This is a genomic window from Streptomyces sp. NPDC003393 (assembly GCF_053589015.1).
In genome coordinates, this window is the sequence record NZ_JBSFRB010000019.1 from 1 (window position 1) to 16,082 (window position 16,082).

Genomic DNA, 16,082 nt, shown 5'->3' on the forward strand with positions numbered 1-16,082 from the left:
GCGGCGATCCGGTCGAGCCACACGGCGGTCGGCTGGTCGGCGATGGCGCTGCCGCCCGGCTCGGCCGCGGCGTGCGCCGACCACTCCGGGTTCACATAGGCCTTGGCTCCGACGTAGGGGTTGTCGGCCTTGCCGCCGGGGGGCGGGGTGGTGGGGGGCGGTGTGGTCGGGGGCGGGGTGGTCGGGGGCGGGGTGGTGGGATCGCCGCCACCGCCGTCGACGTTGCAGGTGACGCCGTCGAGGGTGAAGGTGGCGGGAACGGCGTTGGTGCCGCTGTAGGTGCCCTGGAAGCCGAAGCTGGTCGAGGCGCCGGTGGCGAGGGTGCCGTTGTAGCTCTCGTTGGTCGCGGTCACGGCGGTACCGCTCTGGGTGATCTTCGCGTTCCAGCCGCTGGTGACCTTCTGGTCCCCGGCGTAGGACCACTTCAGCGACCAACTGGACTTGGCGGCACTGTTGTTGGTGATGGTGACGGCGGCGGTGAAGCCGGTGTTCCACTGGTTCTGCACCTGGTAGTCGACGGTGCAGGGCGCGGCGGAGGTGCCGGCGTCGGCGGGTGCGACGGCGAGGGCCATGCCCGTGCCCCCGGCGACGAGGGTCAGGGCGGCGAGCATCGCTGTTCTTCTGCGGCTCATGATGGGGGGTTTCCTCCTGTTGGGGAACGTGCCTCGGTGACTTACGGGTTGAGGGCGCGCAGATGGTCGCGCAGCCCGGCGCCGTACGCCGTGGGCGTACCGTCGTAGTCGGAGATCAGGGACGGACCCGAGGAGCAGTCCCAGGTGTTCCAGGTCCATCCCAGGTAGGACAGGTCGTGGTCGTCGAACCACTTCATGACCTGGTCGACGAACCCGTGCGAGCAGGTGTTCTCGCCGATCTCCCCCGCGACCAGCGGCACCTGGGCCGCGACCGGGGCGATCATGGAGTTCCAGCAGCTCTCGTTCGCACGGGTGTTGAAGTTGTAGACGTGGTAGGCGGCGACGAGATTGCCGGCCGGGTCGGTCGGCTCGTACGTCAGCCATTGGCTCAGGTCGTTGGAGTACGCGAGCCCGCCCGGTTGACGCCGAGCAGCCGGCGGTTCCTGCCGTCGGCGTCCACCAGCTTGTCGCCCGAGACGTGCAGCGCGGGGGCCGCGCCGTTCGCCGGGGGTCCGGCGGCGGCGTCGACGAGGGCGGTGTCGTCGGCTCGACATCCACGTTGCACGAGGTGCCGTTGAGCCGGAACGCCGCCGGCACGGCGCCGGCGCCGGCGCCCGACCAGGAGCCGAGGAAACCTCCGCCGACGCTCGCGCCGGTGCCGAGGGAGCCGTTCCAGCTCTCGTTGGCCGCGGTCACCGTCGTGCCGGACTGGGACCACTCGGCGTTCCAGCCCTGGGTGACCTTCCGGCCGTCGGCGAGATCGAAGGTCAGGCTCCCACCGTCGCGCGGCGCACGGTTGTTGGTGATGTTCACCGCGGCCTGGAAGCCGGTCGACCACTGGTTGGTGACGGAGTACTCCACCGTGCAGGCGGGCGTGGCTCCCTGTGCCGTGACCGCCGGAACCACCACGCTCCCGAGGAGCGCGACCGGCGACGGCTAAAAGTACTGAACGCGGGGGGTGTCGCATGAGCGACTCCTTGCAGTTCGGGCGCGCCGTGACGGACGCGTCGACTGATGGAACCGCTCCCACTGGTGCGACCGAAGGTAGCGCCAAGTGACGGCGAAGAACAGGGGGTCACGAATTTTCGCCGGCCTTTCCGTCAACCGTGCAGCACAGGAGGGGGTCGGCCGGCGGGCGAATCATTTCGACCTTTCAAGTACTTGACCGACCCCACCCCCGTCCGCACTATGGGAGCGCTCCCACTGGTTCACGGCTTGTTGCTCCTCCCCCACCTTCTTCTCCGAGCCGCAAGGAGGAACCAGCACATGCACTCACGACGCAGACGCCGCGTGACGCGGTGTCTGTGGACCGCCGTCGTGGCGGCCCTCGCGCTTCCGACGACCATGCTGGCCACGGGTTCCACCGCCGCCCACGCGGCGGGACTCCAGTGCAGCGTGGACTACAGGACCAACGACTGGGGCTCCGCCTTCACCGCGGACCTCACCCTCACCAACCGCGGTACCGACGCCATCAACGGCTGGACCCTGACGTACGACTACGCGGGCAACCAGAAGCTGTCGAACGGCTGGAACGGCAGCTGGTCGCAGTCCGGGCAGTCGGTCACCGTGAAGAACGCCTCCTACAACGGGACGATCGCGGCTGGGGCCGCCGTGAACACCGGCGCCCAGTTCAGCTACAGCGGCACCAACACCGCGCCCACCGATTTCGCGGTCAACGGCACCACCTGTGCCGGGGCGCACCAGCCGCCGATCACCTGCTGACCAGCCCGACCGCGGGCGCCACCTACTCCCAGGGCGAGGCGGTGCCCCTGGCGGCGACCGCGGCGGCGGCCGACGACGCGACCATCAGCAAGGTCGAGTTCTACGACGACACCACTCTGCTGGGCACGGACACCAGCGCGCCGTACACGTTCTCGGCCTCTGGCTTGACCGTGGGCAGTCATTCTCTGGTGGCGAAGGCGTACGCCAGTCTGGGCGCCTCCGCGGAGTCCACACCGGTCGGCATCACGGTCGCCTCGGGTCCCGCCGTGGTGCCTCGCCCACCCAACTGGGCGTCCAACAGGGCACGTCGGGCACCTTCGACGTGAAGCTGTCGACGCAGCCGAGCGCGGACGTGACGGTGACCGTGGCCCGCACGGACGGCAACACCGGCCTGTCCGTGACCGGCGGCTCCTCGCTCACCTTCACGCCGTCGAACTGGAGCACCGCGCAGAAGGTGACCATCACCGCCGACTCCTCCGGCACCGGCGCGGCGACCTTCACGGTCTCGGCCCCGGCCACTCCGAGGCCACGGTCACCGTGACGGAACTGGCCGCCTCCAAGGCGTACGACGCCCGCTTCCTGGACCTCTACGGGAAGATCACCAACCCGGCGAACGGCTACTTCTCGCCGGAGGGCATCCCGTACCACTCGGTGGAGACGCTGATCGTCGAGGCGCCCGACTACGGGCATGAGACCACCTCGGAGGCCTACAGCTACCTGCTCTGGCTGCAGGCGATGTACGGCAAGGTGACGGGTGACTGGTCCAAGTTCAACAACGCCTGGGGAATCATGGAGAAGTACATGATCCCCACCCACGCGGACCAGCCGACCAACTCCTTCTACGACGCCTCCAAGCCGGCCACGTACGCGCCCGAGGAGGACACCCCGGACCAGTACCCGGCCAGGCTCGACACCTCGGTCCCGGTAGGTTCCGACCCGATCGCGGGTGAGCTGAAGTCCGCCTACGGCACCGACGACGTCTACGGCATGCACTGGATCCAGGACGTCGACAACGTCTACGGCTACGGCGACGAGCCCGGCGCGTGCGAGGCGGGCCCGACGGCCACCGGACCGTCGTACATCAACACCTTCCAGCGCGGCCCGCAGGAGTCGGTCTGGGAGACGGTGCCGCAGCCCACCTGCGACGCCTTCAAGTACGGCGGCACGAACGGCTACCTGGACCTGTTCACCGGCGACTCCTCCTATGCCAAGCAGTGGAAGTACACCGACGCCCCGGACGCCGACGCGCGCGCCGTGCAGGCGGCGTACTGGGCGGACGTGTGGGCCAAGCAGCAGGGCAAGGGCGGCGACGTGTCGGCCACCGTCGCCAAGGCGGCGAAGATGGGCGACTACCTGCGCTACGCGATGTACGACAAGTACTTCAAGAAGATCGGCAACTGTGTCGGGGCCTCCGCCTGCCCGGCCGGCACCGGCAAGGACGCCTCGCACTACCTGTTGTCCTGGTACTACGCCTGGGGCGGCGCCACGGACACCTCGGCCGGCTGGGCCTGGCGCATCGGCTCCAGCCACGTCCACGGCGGCTACCAGAACCCGCTGGCCGCGTACGCCCTGAGCTCCTACGCCGACCTGAAGCCGAAGTCGGCGACGGGCGCGACCGACTGGAACACGTCGCTCCAGCGGCAGCTGGAGTTCTACCAGTGGCTCCAGTCGTCCGAGGGCGCCATCGCGGGCGGCGCGACCAACAGCTGGCAGGGCCGGTACGCCACCCCGGCGTCCGGCACGCCGACCTTCTACGGCATGTACTACGACGAGGCGCCGGTCTACCACGACCCGCCGTCCAACCAGTGGTTCGGCTTCCAGGCCTGGTCGATGGAGCGGGTCGCCGAGTACTACCAGCAGACCGGGGACACCAAGGCGAAGGCGGTCCTCGACAAGTGGGTGACGTGGGCGCTGTCGGAGACCACCGTCAACCCCGACGGCACCTTCCGGATCCCCTCCACCCTCCAGTGGTCGGGCAGGCCCGACCACTGGAACCCCTCCTCCCCCGGCTCCAACAGCTCCCTGCACGTCACGGTGACCGACTACACCGACGACGTCGGCGTGGCGGCGGCCTACGCCAAGACGCTGACGTACTACGGCGCCAAGTCGGGTGACGCGCAGGCCAAGGCGACGGCCAAGGCGCTGCTGGACGGCATGTGGGACAACGACCAGGACAGCCTGGGCGTGGCCGTCCCGGAGACCCGCACCGACTACAGCCGGTTCGGCGACAGCGTGTACGTGCCGAGCGGCTGGACCGGCACGATGCCGAACGGCGACAGGATCGACTCCTCCTCGACCTTCTCCTCCATCCGGTCCTTCTACCAGAACGACCCGGCCTGGTCGAAGATCGAGTCCTACCTGAAGGGCGGAGCCGCGCCCACGTTCACGTACCACCGGTTCTGGGCCCAGGCGGACATCGCCCTCGCCGTGGGCTCCTACGCGGAGCTTCTCGAATAAGTCCCCGCTGCTTCGCGTAGCGCGCCGGGTGGATTCCGGGCAGGGCCCGGGTCCACCCGGTCGTCGCGTCCGGCGAAGGGCGGGGTCAGGCGCCGCCCGGCCTGCGGAACGCCCGCAGGGTGAACACCGGGTCGGGGCGCGGGCGGTCCTGATCGGGGAGGGCCGCGAGGCGTGCGGCGATGGTCTCGGCCAGGGGTTCGCCGGGCGGCAGCGAGACGAACCAGCCGCGGCTGAGGTCGGCGATGGTACGGCGCGGGCTGCGGCCCTGCCCGAGGCCCGTGAAGCGGGCCTGCCCGGCCGGAACCAGACCGTGCTCGGCGGCGTATCCGGCCACGCGGTCCGCGGCGTCGCGGGCGGCCGGGCTGGGCGGCCGGGCGGAGAGGACGACGTCGACGTCGCTGCCGACGTTGTGCGCGGCGGCCTTGTCGACCGTCGTGACGTACACGCCGCCCGGCCCGAGCACCCGGGCGCACTCGGCCACGACGGCCCGGGCGTCGGCGGGAGTGGGTGCCAGATGCAGCAGCCAGACACTGGTGACCGCGTCGAACCGGCCGTCGGGGAAGGGCAGGCGGCGGCTGTCGGCGAGGACGACGGCACCGGGCAGCCGGGCGCCGGCCCGCCGCGTCATCTCGGGGGCCCGGTCCACGCCGGTCACCCGCAGTCCGGCACGGGCGGCGGCCAGGCGGCGAGTGACGATACCCGTGCCGCAGCCGACGTCCAGCAGTTGCCGCGTGCCCTCGGGCAGCAGGCCGAGCACCGCCTCGGCCGCGGCGGCGGCGCGGGGCTCGCCGCCGCGGGAGGCGTCGTAGCGTTCGGCTTCCTTGTCGTAGTCCAGCACGCGGGCTCCCCCCTACGGGCGCGGCTCAGCTCGCCCCGTGGACCCCTGCCAGGTCCTGGACGCGGCGGGCCAGTTCGAAGTCCTTGTCGGTGACGGCGCCGCCCGCGCTGTGCGTGTTCACGGCCAGGGCGACGGTGTCGTACCCGAGGGTGAGGTCGGAGTGGTGGTTCAGCTCCTCCTGCACCTGCGCGATGTGCACCACCATCGCGGTCGCCGCGAAATGCGAGCCGAGCCGGAAGGAACGGGTGAGGCGGTCGCCCTCCACGGACCAGCCGGGCAGCTCGGCCAGACGGTCCTCTATCTCCTTCTGCGACAGCGGTTCCACGGGCATGGGCGCGTTTCCCTTCCTGGACGTCATGGCACCTGCGCGGTTTCGTTCAGACTGCCACAGGACCGGCGGGGCGTCGCCCGCCGGAGGGGCCGCCTCCCCCTCGGGGCGCGGTCGGGCGCGCATTCGGCGGCCAGGTCGTCCGCCGGTGCGGTGACCCGGTCCAGGCCCACGGCCGGCCGCACCCGGACGCGGGGCGGGCCGCGGTCGCCGGGCCGGGCCGAGTCCGGCGCGTTCACGCGCGCCCTCGTCGACGGGTGTTCGACTACGGTCGTCCTCATGACCACGACCACTGTCGCGACCGGTGCCCCCGTGCCTCCCACCACCCCCGCCGGTCAGGGCGTGGGCCCGCTGCTGCGGGCCTGGCGGGAGCGGCGGCGGGTCAGTCAGCTCGAACTCGCCCTGCGCGCCGACTCCTCGGCCCGGCACATCAGCTTCATCGAGACCGGCCGGTCACGGCCCAGCGAGGAGATGGTGCTGCGGCTGGCCGAGCACCTGGACGTGCCGGTGCGGGAGCGCAACGCGCTGCTGTTGGCCGCCGGTTACGCCCCGCACTACCCGGAGACCTCGCTGGACGACCCGGCGCTGGGCGCGCTGCGGGAGGGCCTGGAGCGGCTGATCCGGGGCTACGAGCCGTATCCCGCGCTGGTGGTCGACGCCGTGTACGACGTGGTGGCGGCCAACCGGGGCATCACCATGCTGCTGGAGGGCGTACCCGAGGCGCTGCTGGCCCCGCCGCTGAACGCGATGCGGCTGACTCTGCACCCGGAGGGCCTCGCGCCGCGGATCCGCAACCTGCGCGAGTGGCGCGGCCACCTGCTGGCACAGATGGAGCGTCAGATCGCGCTGCACCGCTCGGGGGCGCTGCGCGCGCTGTACGAGGAGGTGTCGGCCTACCCGGTGCCGGAGCCGGACGGCACGCTCGAGGAGGAGCCGGACGAGGACGTGCCGTACTTCGCGCTGCCGATGCGGATCGGGCACCGGGGGCGGGTGCTGTCGTTCGTCTCGTCGATCTCCACCTTCAACACTCCCATGGACGTGACGGTGGCCGAACTGGCGATAGAGACGTTTCTGCCGGCCGACCCGGCCACGGTGAAGTACCTTCTTTCCATGGTGTCTTGAGACACCGTGAGAGACTGCTGGCTGGGTTTCGGCGCGTTCGTGGAGGCGTGGCGTGAGTGAGCGACGGCCGGCGCCCACCGTGGGCCAGGTGGTGCTCGGCAGACGACTGCAGGAACTGCGGGAGGCGGCCGGACTGTCCCGTGAGGAGGCGGCGCGGGTGCTGCGGGTGGCCGCGGCGACCGTGCGGCGCATGGAGCTGGCCGAGGTCACGCTGCGTATCCCGTACGTGCAGGTGCTGCTGCCGACCTACGGGGTCGGCGAGGAGGAGGCGGCCGCGTTCGTGCGGCTGGCCGAGGAGGCCAACCAGCCGGGCTGGTGGCAGCGGTTCCACGACGTGCTGCCGGACTGGTTCAGCCTCTATGTGAGCCTGGAGGGCGCCGCTCGGCTGATCCGCTCCTACGAGCCCCACTTCGTGCCCGGACTGCTGCAGACGGAGGAGTACGCGCGGGCCGTGCTGGAGGCCGGGACGGTCGGGCAGACCGACCCGGAGGCGATCGAGCGGCATGTGTCGCTGCGCATGGCCCGGCAGGAGCTGCTGGAGCGGGAGGACGCGCCGCACCTGTGGGTGATCGTCGAGGAGACGGTGCTGCGGCGGCCGGTGAGCATCCGCGGCGCGGTGATGCGCGGGCAGCTGGACAAGCTGCTGGAGTACACCGAGCGGGACCGGGTGACGGTGCAGATCGCCGAGTTCGCGGACGGCCCCCATCCGGGGACGTACGCGCCGTTCTCGCTGTTCCGCTTCGCCGAGCCGGAGCTGCCGGACATGGTCTACACCGAGTATCTGACCGGCGCGCTGTACCTGGACTCCCGCAAGGAGGTCGCCGCCCACCTGGAGGTGCTCGACCACATGACGGCGCGCGCCGCGTCGGCGGAACGCACCCGCAAGCTGCTGCGGGAGTGCCGCGAGAACTTCTGAGACCGCCCGTTCGCCGTCCGTCTCTCCACGCCCGACCGAGCCGAGGAGCAACTGCCGTATGACCGGATCCGACGCCGCGCCCGTCCGTATCGACACCAGCCGCCCGCACCCGGCACGGGTCTACGACTGGTGGCTGGGCGGCAAGGACAACTACCCGGTGGACGAGGAGCTGGCCCGCCGGATCCTCGCCGTCGACGAGACCGCCGAGCGTGGGGCCCGCGCCAACCGCCGGTTCATGCAGCGGGCGGTCCGGGTGGCGGCCGAGGCCGGGATCCGGCAGTTCCTCGACATCGGCACCGGCATCCCGACCGAACCGAACCTGCACCAGGTCGCCCAGCGGATCGCGCCGGAGTCGAGGGTCGTGTACGCCGACAACGACCCCATCGTGCTGCGGCACGCGCAGGCGCTGCTGCGCGGCTCCGCCGAGGGCGCGACCGAGTACGTGCACGCCGACGTCCGCGACCCCGACGCGATTCTGCGGGCGGCCGCGGAGTCGCTGGACTTCTCCCGACCGGTCGCCCTGTCGCTGGTCGCGCTGACGCACTACCTGGGGGACGCGGCCGACGGGGACGACGTGCACGGTCTGCTGAAGCGGTACGTCGGCGCCCTCGCGCCGGGCAGCCATCTGATCCTGTCGCAGGTGACGCCGGACCTGAACCCGGAGGCCGTGGCGAAGTCCGCCGGACTGTTCCGCCGGGCCGGCACACCCTTCCACCCGCGCTCCCTGGCCGAGTTCTCCCGCTTCTTCGACGGCCTGCGGCTGCTGGGTCCGGGCGTCATCCCGGTCACCGGCTGGCGTCCGGACCCGGAGGACGTGGCCGCGCAGACGGAGGGCATCGTGCCCGTCTACGCGGGCGTCGCCGTCAAGCCCTGACCTGCGGCCACCACCCCTGCCCGGCCGGCGTCCGGCACGCGGCCATGCCCGACTCGCTGTCCCGCGGGCCGACCGGACCGTGCGGGCCGGTGCCCGTGCGACGAGGACGTGGGTGTACGCCCGCCCGCATGCGGGCAGGCCCTCGCGTTCGACCCGCCGCCTGACCTCCTCCCGGCCCGGGTGGAGCAGGTCAGGCGGCTCCGCCCTCGGTGCCGCGTTCGTCGTCGACGATCTCGGCGTCGACCACGCCCTCGTCCTCCTGACCGGGCCGGCCGCCCTGCTGCTGCTCGCCGCTCTCCGTCGAGGTGGTTTGGGCCTGGGCGTACATCGCCTGGCCCATCCTCTGGCTGACGGAGGCGAGTTTCTCGACTCCGCTGCGCAAGGGAGCGGTGTCGGCGTTCTGTTCCAGGAGGGTCTTCAGCTCGGCGGCGGCTGCCTCCACCTCGGTCTTGGTGTCCGCGGGGATGCGGTCCCCGTTGTCGCGGATGAACTTCTCGGTCTGGTAGACGAGTTGCTCGGCCTGGTTGCGGGTCTCCGCGGCCTCGCGGCGCTTGCGGTCCTCCTCGGCGTACTGTTCGGCCTCCCGCATCATGCGGTCGATGTCGTCCTTGGGCAGGGCCGAGCCGCCGGTCACCGTCATCTTCTGCTCACGGCCGGTAGCCAGGTCCTTGGCGGAGACGTGCATGATGCCGTTGGCGTCGATGTCGAAGGCGACCTCGATCTGCGGCACCCCGCGCGGCGCGGGCGGCAGGCCGGTCAGGTCGAAGACGCCCAGCTTCTTGTTGTACGCGGCGATCTCCCGCTCGCCCTGGTAGACCTGGATGCCCACCGAGGGCTGGTTGTCCTCGGCCGTGGTGAAGATCTCCGAACGCCGGGTCGGAATGGTGGTGTTGCGCTCGATCAGCTTGGTCATGATGCCGCCCTTGGTCTCGATGCCCAGGGACAGCGGGGTGACGTCGAGCAGCAGGACGTCCTTGACGTCGCCGCGCAGCACGCCCGCCTGGAGGGCGGCGCCGACGGCGACCACCTCGTCGGGGTTGACGCCCTTGTGCGGGTCCTTGCCGGTGAGCTCGCGCACCAGGTCGGTGACGGCGGGCATGCGGGTGGAGCCGCCGACGAGGATCACGTGGTCGACGCCGGACAGCTTGATCCCGGCGTCCTTGACCGCTTGGTGGAACGGCTGCTTGCACCGGTCCAGCAGGTCGGCGGTGAGCTCCTGGAACTGGGCCCGGGTGAGCTTCTCCTCCAGGTGCAGCGGGCCCTCGGCGGAGGCGGTGATGTAGGGCAGGTTGATCGAGGTCTCCGAGGACGACGACAGTTCGATCTTGGCCTTCTCGGCCGCCTCGCGCAGCCGCTGCACCGCCATCTTGTCGGCCGCCAGGTCGACGCCGTACTGCCCCTTGAACCGCTTGACCAGGTGGTCGACGATCCGCTGGTCCCAGTCGTCGCCGCCGAGATGGGTGTCGCCGTTGGTGGCCTTGACCTCGATGACGCCCTCGCCGATCTCCAGCAGGGACACGTCGAAGGTGCCGCCGCCCAGGTCGAAGACCAGGACGGTCTGCTCCTCGCCCCGGTCGAGGCCGTAGGCGAGCGCGGCGGCGGTGGGCTCGTTGATGATCCTCAGCACCTTCAGGCCGGCGATCTCGCCCGCCTCCTTCGTCGCCTGCCGCTGGGCGTCGTCGAAGTAGGCGGGCACGGTGATCACCGCGTCGGTGACGTCCTCGCCGAGATAGGCCTCCGCGTCCCGCTTCAGCTTCTGCAGGACCCGCGCGGACAACTCCTGCGCCCGGTAGCGGGTGCCGTCGACGGAGCCCTGCTCGGGGAAGCGCCACTGCGCCTCGCCCATGTGACGCTTGACGGAACGGGCGGTGCGCTCCACGTTCGTCACGGCCTGCCGCTTGGCGACCTCGCCGACCAGCACCTCCCCGCTCTTGGCGAACGCCACCACCGACGGTGTGGTCCGCGCGCCCTCGGCGTTGGCGACGACGGTGGGCTCGCCGCCCTCCAGGACCGCCACCACCGAGTTCGTCGTCCCGAGATCGATCCCGACCGCGCGTGCCATCTCCGTCCCCTTTCCACCGCCGGTGGTTCCGCCGGTTCCAGCAGGGCACCGTCCCGTACTCCAGCACAGAACCTGAGCAGGGCCTTGTCAATGCCGGGTCGCGACGCCGGTCGCCGTCCCCGCACGACGCCCGGCACCTGCGCTCCGGGTACCCCGGTGGCCGGGAACGACGACGCCGCGCCCCGGATCGGGGCGCGGCGCGCAGGGCTGGCCGGGCCGCCCGTGGCGGGTCAGGCCAGCTTCGCCTCCAGGGTGATCGTCGTGCCGGCGAGGGCCTGGCTGACCGGGCAGTTCTTCTTGGCGTCCTCGGCGGCGGCGACGAACGCGTCGTTGTCGATGCCGGGGACCGTGCCCTCGACGGTGAGGTGGATGCCGGTGATGCCCTCACCCGGCTGGAAGGTGACGTCGGCCTTCGTCTGGAGCCGGGTGGGCGGGGTGCCGGCGCCGGCCAGGCCGTGCGACAGGGCCATGGAGAAGCAGCTGGAGTGGGCCGCGGCGATCAGTTCCTCGGGGCTGGTCTTCCCGTTCGCCTGCTCGGCGCGCGACGGCCACGACACCGGCTGCTGGCCGATGCCGGAGGAGTCGAAGGTGACGACGCCGTTGCCCTCGAGCAGATTGCCTTCCCAGACGGTGTGAGCGGTGCGCGTGGTTGCCACGGTGTGTTCCATACCTTTCGCCTAGATTCCCGCTTCCGGGGTTTGCCTGGCCTCCATCCGATCACATCGACGCCGCGACCACCCGCCGAACGGGCCACGACCTGCCGGAGAAGGCCGGCGAATCCCCGGTCCTGCTCTTCGGCGGCGGGCCGGCGGGTGCGTCACGGACTCGGCGCGATCCGGGGCGAGTTCCACGTACCGACGCCTGCGCCCGGTGCGCGCGCCGCTGCCCGCCGACGCACCGGTCAGGCGGCCCGCTCCTCCGGCGCCGGTCGCGGCTCCGCCTGCGCGGGGAGCGGCACCTGCGGGCCGTTGCCCTCACGCAGCCAGCGGCGCAGGACGCGGTGGATCTGTTCGGCGCCGACGAGTTCCCCGCCCTCCGCCACGGGCGGGGAACAGGCGAGCGGAGCCAGCAGGAACGGGCGGGTCTGCGCCCCGCCGAGGCCGCCGTGGGAACCGATCTGCTCCTCGAAGGCGAGGACCTCGCCGTCGGCCGGGTCGTGGAAGGAGTTGACCAGGATGTCGGGGGCGTGCGGGAAGGAGTGGGTGCGGCGGACTGCGTCGGCGGCGCCCGGGCCGAAGGCGGCGAGAGGGCCGGGAGTGCGGTCGAGCTCGTCCAGCGGGATCTCGGCGCCGCGTGCGCCGAGCACCAGGCCGCCGTGCTCCTCGCTGCGCACCAGCAGGAAGCCGATGCCGGGGTGGTTGGCGAGGGTGGTCAGCAGCCCGGGGTGGCGGGCGTCGAGCTCCTCCCGGCTCATCCGGTGCGGCACGTCCGGGAAGGAGACCAGGCCGAGGTTGCCGGAGGCCAGCACCAGCGGCTCCGAGTGGCGGGCGGGCCGGCGGTCCCCGCCGCCCTCCTCGACCGGGCGGCGCAGGGCCGCGCGCACGGCGGCCCGTGCCTCGGCGCCGCTGCGGCTCCTCCCCCGGGGCTGAACGCCTGGGGGCACCCCCGTCGCCCGGCGCGGCACGTGCAGCCCGCAGCCGGCGCGCACCAGGTCGCCGAGGGTCAGGCCGTAGCGGGCGCGGAAGGTCTCGCCGGGGCTCTGGCCGTGGTCGGACAGGACGACGATCCGGTACGGGCGTGGGGCGTGCTCGGCGACCTTCTCGATCAGCGCCAGCGCGCGGTCCAGGCGCTGCAGCACCTTCGCCGCGTCCTGGCTCCACGGTCCGGAGTGGTGGGCCACCTCGTCGTAGGCGACGAGGTCGGCGTAGACGGCGGTGCGCCCGGCGAGCAGGTCGCCCGTCACGGCGGCGACGACGACGTCCCGTTCGACAACGGTCGCGAAGGCGCGCACGAGCGGGTACAGGCCGCCCCGGGAGACGCGCGGGCGCTGCCTGCGGATCCGGGCCCGCAGGGACTGGCCGATCTCGCGGGCGACCTCGGCGACGAAGGACAGGGCGGTGCGGACGGCGTTGGCGGGGTCGCAGAAGTAGGCGAAGTAGCCGGCGCGCGACCGGTTGCCGGGACCCCGCCGGGCGGACACGGACAGCACGAGGGCGGACTCGCCGGCCCCGCCGCTGAACAGGTTGCCGCGGCTGGCGCCGTCGACGGTGAGCAGTCCGCCGTCACGGGCGCGGGCGACGGCGCGGCGCTGGAGTTCGACGGCGCTGGTGGGGCGGTTGCAGACCATCACCTCGCCGGTGTCCTTCTCGTACCAGCGGAAGGCGGGGACGTCGTGGTTGGTGCCGTGCAGGATGGCGAGCTGGCTGGCGCCGGTCTGGCTGGACCAGTCGGTCCGCCAGGGCACGAGCCGGTGAGTGGGTTCCCGCCGGTGCTGGTCCTCCCGGCCGGGCGCGGCGCCGAGCCAGCGCCCCACGGTCGGCATCAGGCCTTTGTCCACGGCGTCCTGCAGCACGTCATGGCCGACGCCGTCGAGCTGGACGACCAGGGTGCCGGGCGTGGAGTCACAGGGTGGTCGGCGCCGCCGGCGGCGGTCCGCGAGCCGGGCCAGACGGCGCCGGTAGGCGTCGTCGTCGCGGACGGCGAGGGCGGCGCCGGTGGCGGAGGCGACCGCGGACATCGCGGCGGCCACGATGACGGCGGTCTCGGGAGCCGCCTCGGGCTGACCGGACGGGTTGACGCGCAGGGCGAGCAGGAGCAGCGAGCCGTTGAGGAAGAACACCAGCAGCCCGAGGACCAGCGCGGGCACGAGCAGCAGCAGCCGCACCAGCAGCGGCCAGACGACGGCCGAGAGGACACCGAAGGCGCCGGCGCCGAGCGCGGCGGTGACGGCGATGGTGGTGGCGCTGTCGCCGTCGGCGGACTGAAGCTGGAAGTCCGGCAGGATTCCGGCGAGCACCAGCATCGTGACCGTGGAGACGCCCCACACGGCGACGCTCCGCCCGACCTGACTGGCGGCCCGCCGCCACCACCCGCCACGCACGCCGACGCTCCTCACGTTCCGACCCGGTTCTTTGCACGAACCTGCCCCAGCTTGTCACACGCATGACGGGGCCCCGCGGCGGAGCGGCCCGGCGCGCGCCCGGCGCGCGCCCGGCGGGTGGCCCGCGCCCCGGCGCTATCCGCCGTCGTAGCCGGCCGTGGGCATGGACAGGCGGCGGTGCACCCGAGCCTTCATCTGGGCGTCGTAGGACGGCTCGGCCTGGCCCACGGTCTCCACCCGGACACCGCGTCGCGCGCACTCGGCGGTGAACTCCTCGACGGAGGACAGCGCCCGCTCCAGCACCCGCCGACTGGGCGCGACGAACACGTCGACACCGGGCCGGACACCGTCCCACAGGGCGCGGTGGTCCGGGCGCAGGCCGCGGACCAGGAGCTCCCGGGCGACCACGTAGCCGTGCTCGGCCGCCCAGCGAGCGCACATCGCGTGCTGGCCCCGGGAGTCCACGAGGAACGGCTCGTCGTTCAGCTCCTCCAGGGGCGTCAGGCTGGCGATCGCGGTCACGCGGACCGGCGTCGCGGCGGCCTCGCCGCGGGCGCCGCGCACTTCTCCCATGGCGTCCCCCTCACCTCCGGGCTGCGCCGCCGACCCTACCGCCGCACGTAGGCTCGGGGGGAGTCGCGCGAAGGAGGCAAAGAAGGTGCCGGTGGACATCACCTGGTGGGGTCACGCGACGTGCACGGTCGAGGATTCGGGCGTCCGTGTGCTGACCGATCCGCTGTTCGCCCGCCGCCTCGCGCATCTGCGGCGCCGCCGGGGCGCACTGCCCCCGCCCGGCGCGTGGCACACGGACGTGGCGCTCGTCTCCCATCTGCACGCCGACCATCTGCACCTTCCCTCGCTGGACCGCCTCGCCCCGGGCACGCGCCTGCTGGTGCCGCGGGGCGCACTGCGGGCGGTGCCGGGGCTGCGCCGGCTCGGGCGGCCCGGGCGGCTGCGGATCACCGAGGTGGCGCCCGGGCAGCGGGTCGAGGTCGGCGCCGTCACGGTGCGGGTGGTCTCCGCCCGGCACGACGGGCGGCGGCTGCCGCTGGGCCCGCACCGCTCGCCCGCCCTCGGCTACGTCGTCGAGGGCGTGGGGAGGACGTACTTCGCCGGTGACACCGGCCTGTTCGAGACGATGGCCGAGGAGGTCGGACCGGTCGACGCGGCGCTGCTGCCGGTGGGCGGCTGGGGTCCGTACCTCGGCGAGGGGCATCTGGACGCGGGGCGGGCGGCGCAGGCGCTGGCCCGGCTCGCGCCGCGCTGCGCGGTGCCGGTGCACTACGGCACGTACTGGCCGATCGGGATGGACGCCGTGCGCCCCCACGAGTTCTATGCGCCGGGCGACGAGTTCGTGCGCCTCGCCGCGCTGCACGCGCCGGGTGTGGCGGTGCACCGCCTGGGACACGGGGAATGTGTGCGCCTGGAGGTCGCCCGGTGATACGACTGGCCGCCGCCGCGGCGACCGTGGTGCCGACGGAGTCCACCCAGCAGGCGATCGGCTATCCGTCGCTGTTCCTCCTGGTGCTGATCGGGGCGCTGGTGCCGGTGGTGCCGACGGGTGCGCTGGTCAGTTCGGCGGCCGTGGTGGCGGTGCATCAGACGGCGCCGTTCTCGCTGGCGCTGGTGTTCGCGACGGCGTCGCTGGCCGCGTTCTGCGGGGACGCCGCCCTGTACTGGCTGGGGCGGCGCGGGCTGGGCTCGAGGAACGGCTCGCGCTGGCTGGAGGCGATCCGCTCGCGCGCGCCGCAGGACCGGCTGGAGCAGGCCCAGGGGAAACTGGCCGAGCACGGAGTGGCCGTGCTGGTGCTGTCCCGGCTCGTGCCGGCCGGCCGGATTCCGGTGATGCTGGCCTGTCTGCTAGCGAAGTGGCCGCTGCGCCGCTTCTCCCGCGGCAACCTTCCCGCCTGTCTGGCCTGGGCGGCGACGTACCAGGTGATCGGCATCCTCGGGGGCTCCCTGTTCCCGGAGCCCTGGGAGGGAGTGGTGGCCGCCGTCGTCCTGACCGTGCTGATCGGTACGGCTCCGGGCCTCTGGCGCCGTGTACGGCGTTCGGCCGCGGTCCACCGCTCCGGCTGACCACGGCCCTGC

The 16,082-nt window shown here is 72.5% G+C and carries 12 protein-coding genes and 2 pseudogenes; 6 read left to right on the forward strand and 8 right to left on the reverse strand.

What is annotated here, in order from left to right; genetic code table 11:
- A partial coding sequence (locus ACWDUZ_RS19625) for a cellulose-binding domain-containing protein (protein WP_451633057.1) occupies nt 1–632 on the reverse strand: 632 nt, incomplete at its 3' end.
- Nucleotides 633–673: 41 nt separating this feature from the next.
- A pseudogene (locus ACWDUZ_RS19630) lies at nt 674–1,541 on the reverse strand (cellulose binding domain-containing protein).
- Nucleotides 1,542–1,898: 357 nt separating this feature from the next.
- On the opposite strand from ACWDUZ_RS19630, the pseudogene ACWDUZ_RS19635 reads away from it, so the two are divergent.
- Nucleotides 1,899–4,811, forward strand: a pseudogene (locus ACWDUZ_RS19635) (glycoside hydrolase family 48 protein).
- Nucleotides 4,812–4,896: 85 nt separating this feature from the next.
- Here the strand turns inward: ACWDUZ_RS19635 and ACWDUZ_RS19640 are convergent.
- Nucleotides 4,897–5,649 carry a class I SAM-dependent methyltransferase gene (locus ACWDUZ_RS19640; RefSeq protein ID WP_451633058.1) on the reverse strand — a complete coding sequence of 251 codons (753 nt, stop codon included), beginning with the start codon at nt 5,647–5,649 and terminating at the stop codon, nt 4,897–4,899.
- A gap of 25 nt (nt 5,650–5,674) precedes the next feature.
- A complete protein-coding gene (locus tag ACWDUZ_RS19645; protein ID WP_451633059.1) occupies nt 5,675–5,980 on the reverse strand; it encodes a 4a-hydroxytetrahydrobiopterin dehydratase in 306 nt (101 codons plus the stop codon).
- A 276-nt stretch (nt 5,981–6,256) separates the two neighbouring features.
- Between ACWDUZ_RS19645 and ACWDUZ_RS19650 the strand changes: the two genes are divergently transcribed.
- From ACWDUZ_RS19650 to ACWDUZ_RS19660, 3 genes are read left to right on the forward strand one after another with little or no spacing between them, the layout of a single operon-like run.
- Nucleotides 6,257–7,099 carry an MmyB family transcriptional regulator gene (locus tag ACWDUZ_RS19650; RefSeq protein WP_451633060.1) on the forward strand — a complete coding sequence of 281 codons (843 nt, stop codon included), beginning with the start codon at nt 6,257–6,259 and terminating at the stop codon, nt 7,097–7,099.
- 52 nt (nt 7,100–7,151) lie between these two features.
- Nucleotides 7,152–8,015, forward strand: a complete 864-nt coding sequence (locus tag ACWDUZ_RS19655) for a helix-turn-helix domain-containing protein (RefSeq protein ID WP_451633061.1) — start codon at nt 7,152–7,154, stop codon at nt 8,013–8,015.
- A 58-nt stretch (nt 8,016–8,073) separates the two neighbouring features.
- A complete protein-coding gene (locus ACWDUZ_RS19660; RefSeq protein ID WP_451633062.1) occupies nt 8,074–8,889 on the forward strand; it encodes an SAM-dependent methyltransferase in 816 nt (271 codons plus the stop codon).
- 190 nt (nt 8,890–9,079) lie between these two features.
- On the opposite strand, the gene dnaK is transcribed toward ACWDUZ_RS19660, so the two are convergent.
- The 4 genes from dnaK to ACWDUZ_RS19680 form a co-directional block, all read right to left on the reverse strand.
- Nucleotides 9,080–10,951, reverse strand: coding sequence for a molecular chaperone DnaK (dnaK, locus tag ACWDUZ_RS19665; RefSeq protein ID WP_451633063.1), 1,872 nt, complete (start codon nt 10,949–10,951; stop codon nt 9,080–9,082).
- Nucleotides 10,952–11,181: 230 nt separating this feature from the next.
- Complete coding sequence (locus ACWDUZ_RS19670; RefSeq protein ID WP_451633064.1) at nt 11,182–11,607, reverse strand: OsmC family protein; 426 nt, start codon at nt 11,605–11,607, stop codon at nt 11,182–11,184.
- Between the two features lie 245 nt (nt 11,608–11,852).
- Nucleotides 11,853–13,991 (reverse strand): alkaline phosphatase family protein, encoded by a 2,139-nt coding sequence (locus ACWDUZ_RS19675; protein WP_451633065.1) that lies wholly within the window; start codon nt 13,989–13,991, stop codon nt 11,853–11,855.
- A 135-nt stretch (nt 13,992–14,126) separates the two neighbouring features.
- Nucleotides 14,127–14,564, reverse strand: a complete 438-nt coding sequence (locus ACWDUZ_RS19680; protein WP_451633066.1) for a hypothetical protein — start codon at nt 14,562–14,564, stop codon at nt 14,127–14,129.
- A gap of 85 nt (nt 14,565–14,649) precedes the next feature.
- On the opposite strand from ACWDUZ_RS19680, the gene ACWDUZ_RS19685 reads away from it, so the two are divergent.
- The gene (locus tag ACWDUZ_RS19685; RefSeq protein ID WP_451633067.1) at nt 14,650–15,432 is read left to right on the forward strand and encodes an MBL fold metallo-hydrolase; all 783 of its coding nucleotides are present in this window, start codon (nt 14,650–14,652) and stop codon (nt 15,430–15,432) included.
- Nucleotides 15,405–16,070 (forward strand): DedA family protein, encoded by a 666-nt coding sequence (locus ACWDUZ_RS19690; protein WP_451633068.1) that lies wholly within the window; start codon nt 15,405–15,407, stop codon nt 16,068–16,070. The genes ACWDUZ_RS19685 and ACWDUZ_RS19690 overlap by 28 nt, the downstream gene beginning before the upstream one ends.
- Nucleotides 16,071–16,082 lie beyond the last annotated feature (12 nt).

Coding starts and splice junctions, on each gene's coding strand:
- ACWDUZ_RS19690 (WP_451633068.1), top strand. CDS start 15,405: ATGTGTGCGCCTGGAGGTCGCCCGGTGATACGACTGGCCGCCGCCGCG.
- ACWDUZ_RS19645 (WP_451633059.1), bottom strand. CDS start 5,980: ATGCCCGTGGAACCGCTGTCGCAGAAGGAGATAGAGGACCGTCTGGCC.
- ACWDUZ_RS19660 (WP_451633062.1), top strand. CDS start 8,074: ATGACCGGATCCGACGCCGCGCCCGTCCGTATCGACACCAGCCGCCCG.
- dnaK (WP_451633063.1), bottom strand. CDS start 10,951: ATGGCACGCGCGGTCGGGATCGATCTCGGGACGACGAACTCGGTGGTG.
- ACWDUZ_RS19650 (WP_451633060.1), top strand. CDS start 6,257: ATGACCACGACCACTGTCGCGACCGGTGCCCCCGTGCCTCCCACCACC.
- ACWDUZ_RS19680 (WP_451633066.1), bottom strand. CDS start 14,564: ATGGGAGAAGTGCGCGGCGCCCGCGGCGAGGCCGCCGCGACGCCGGTC.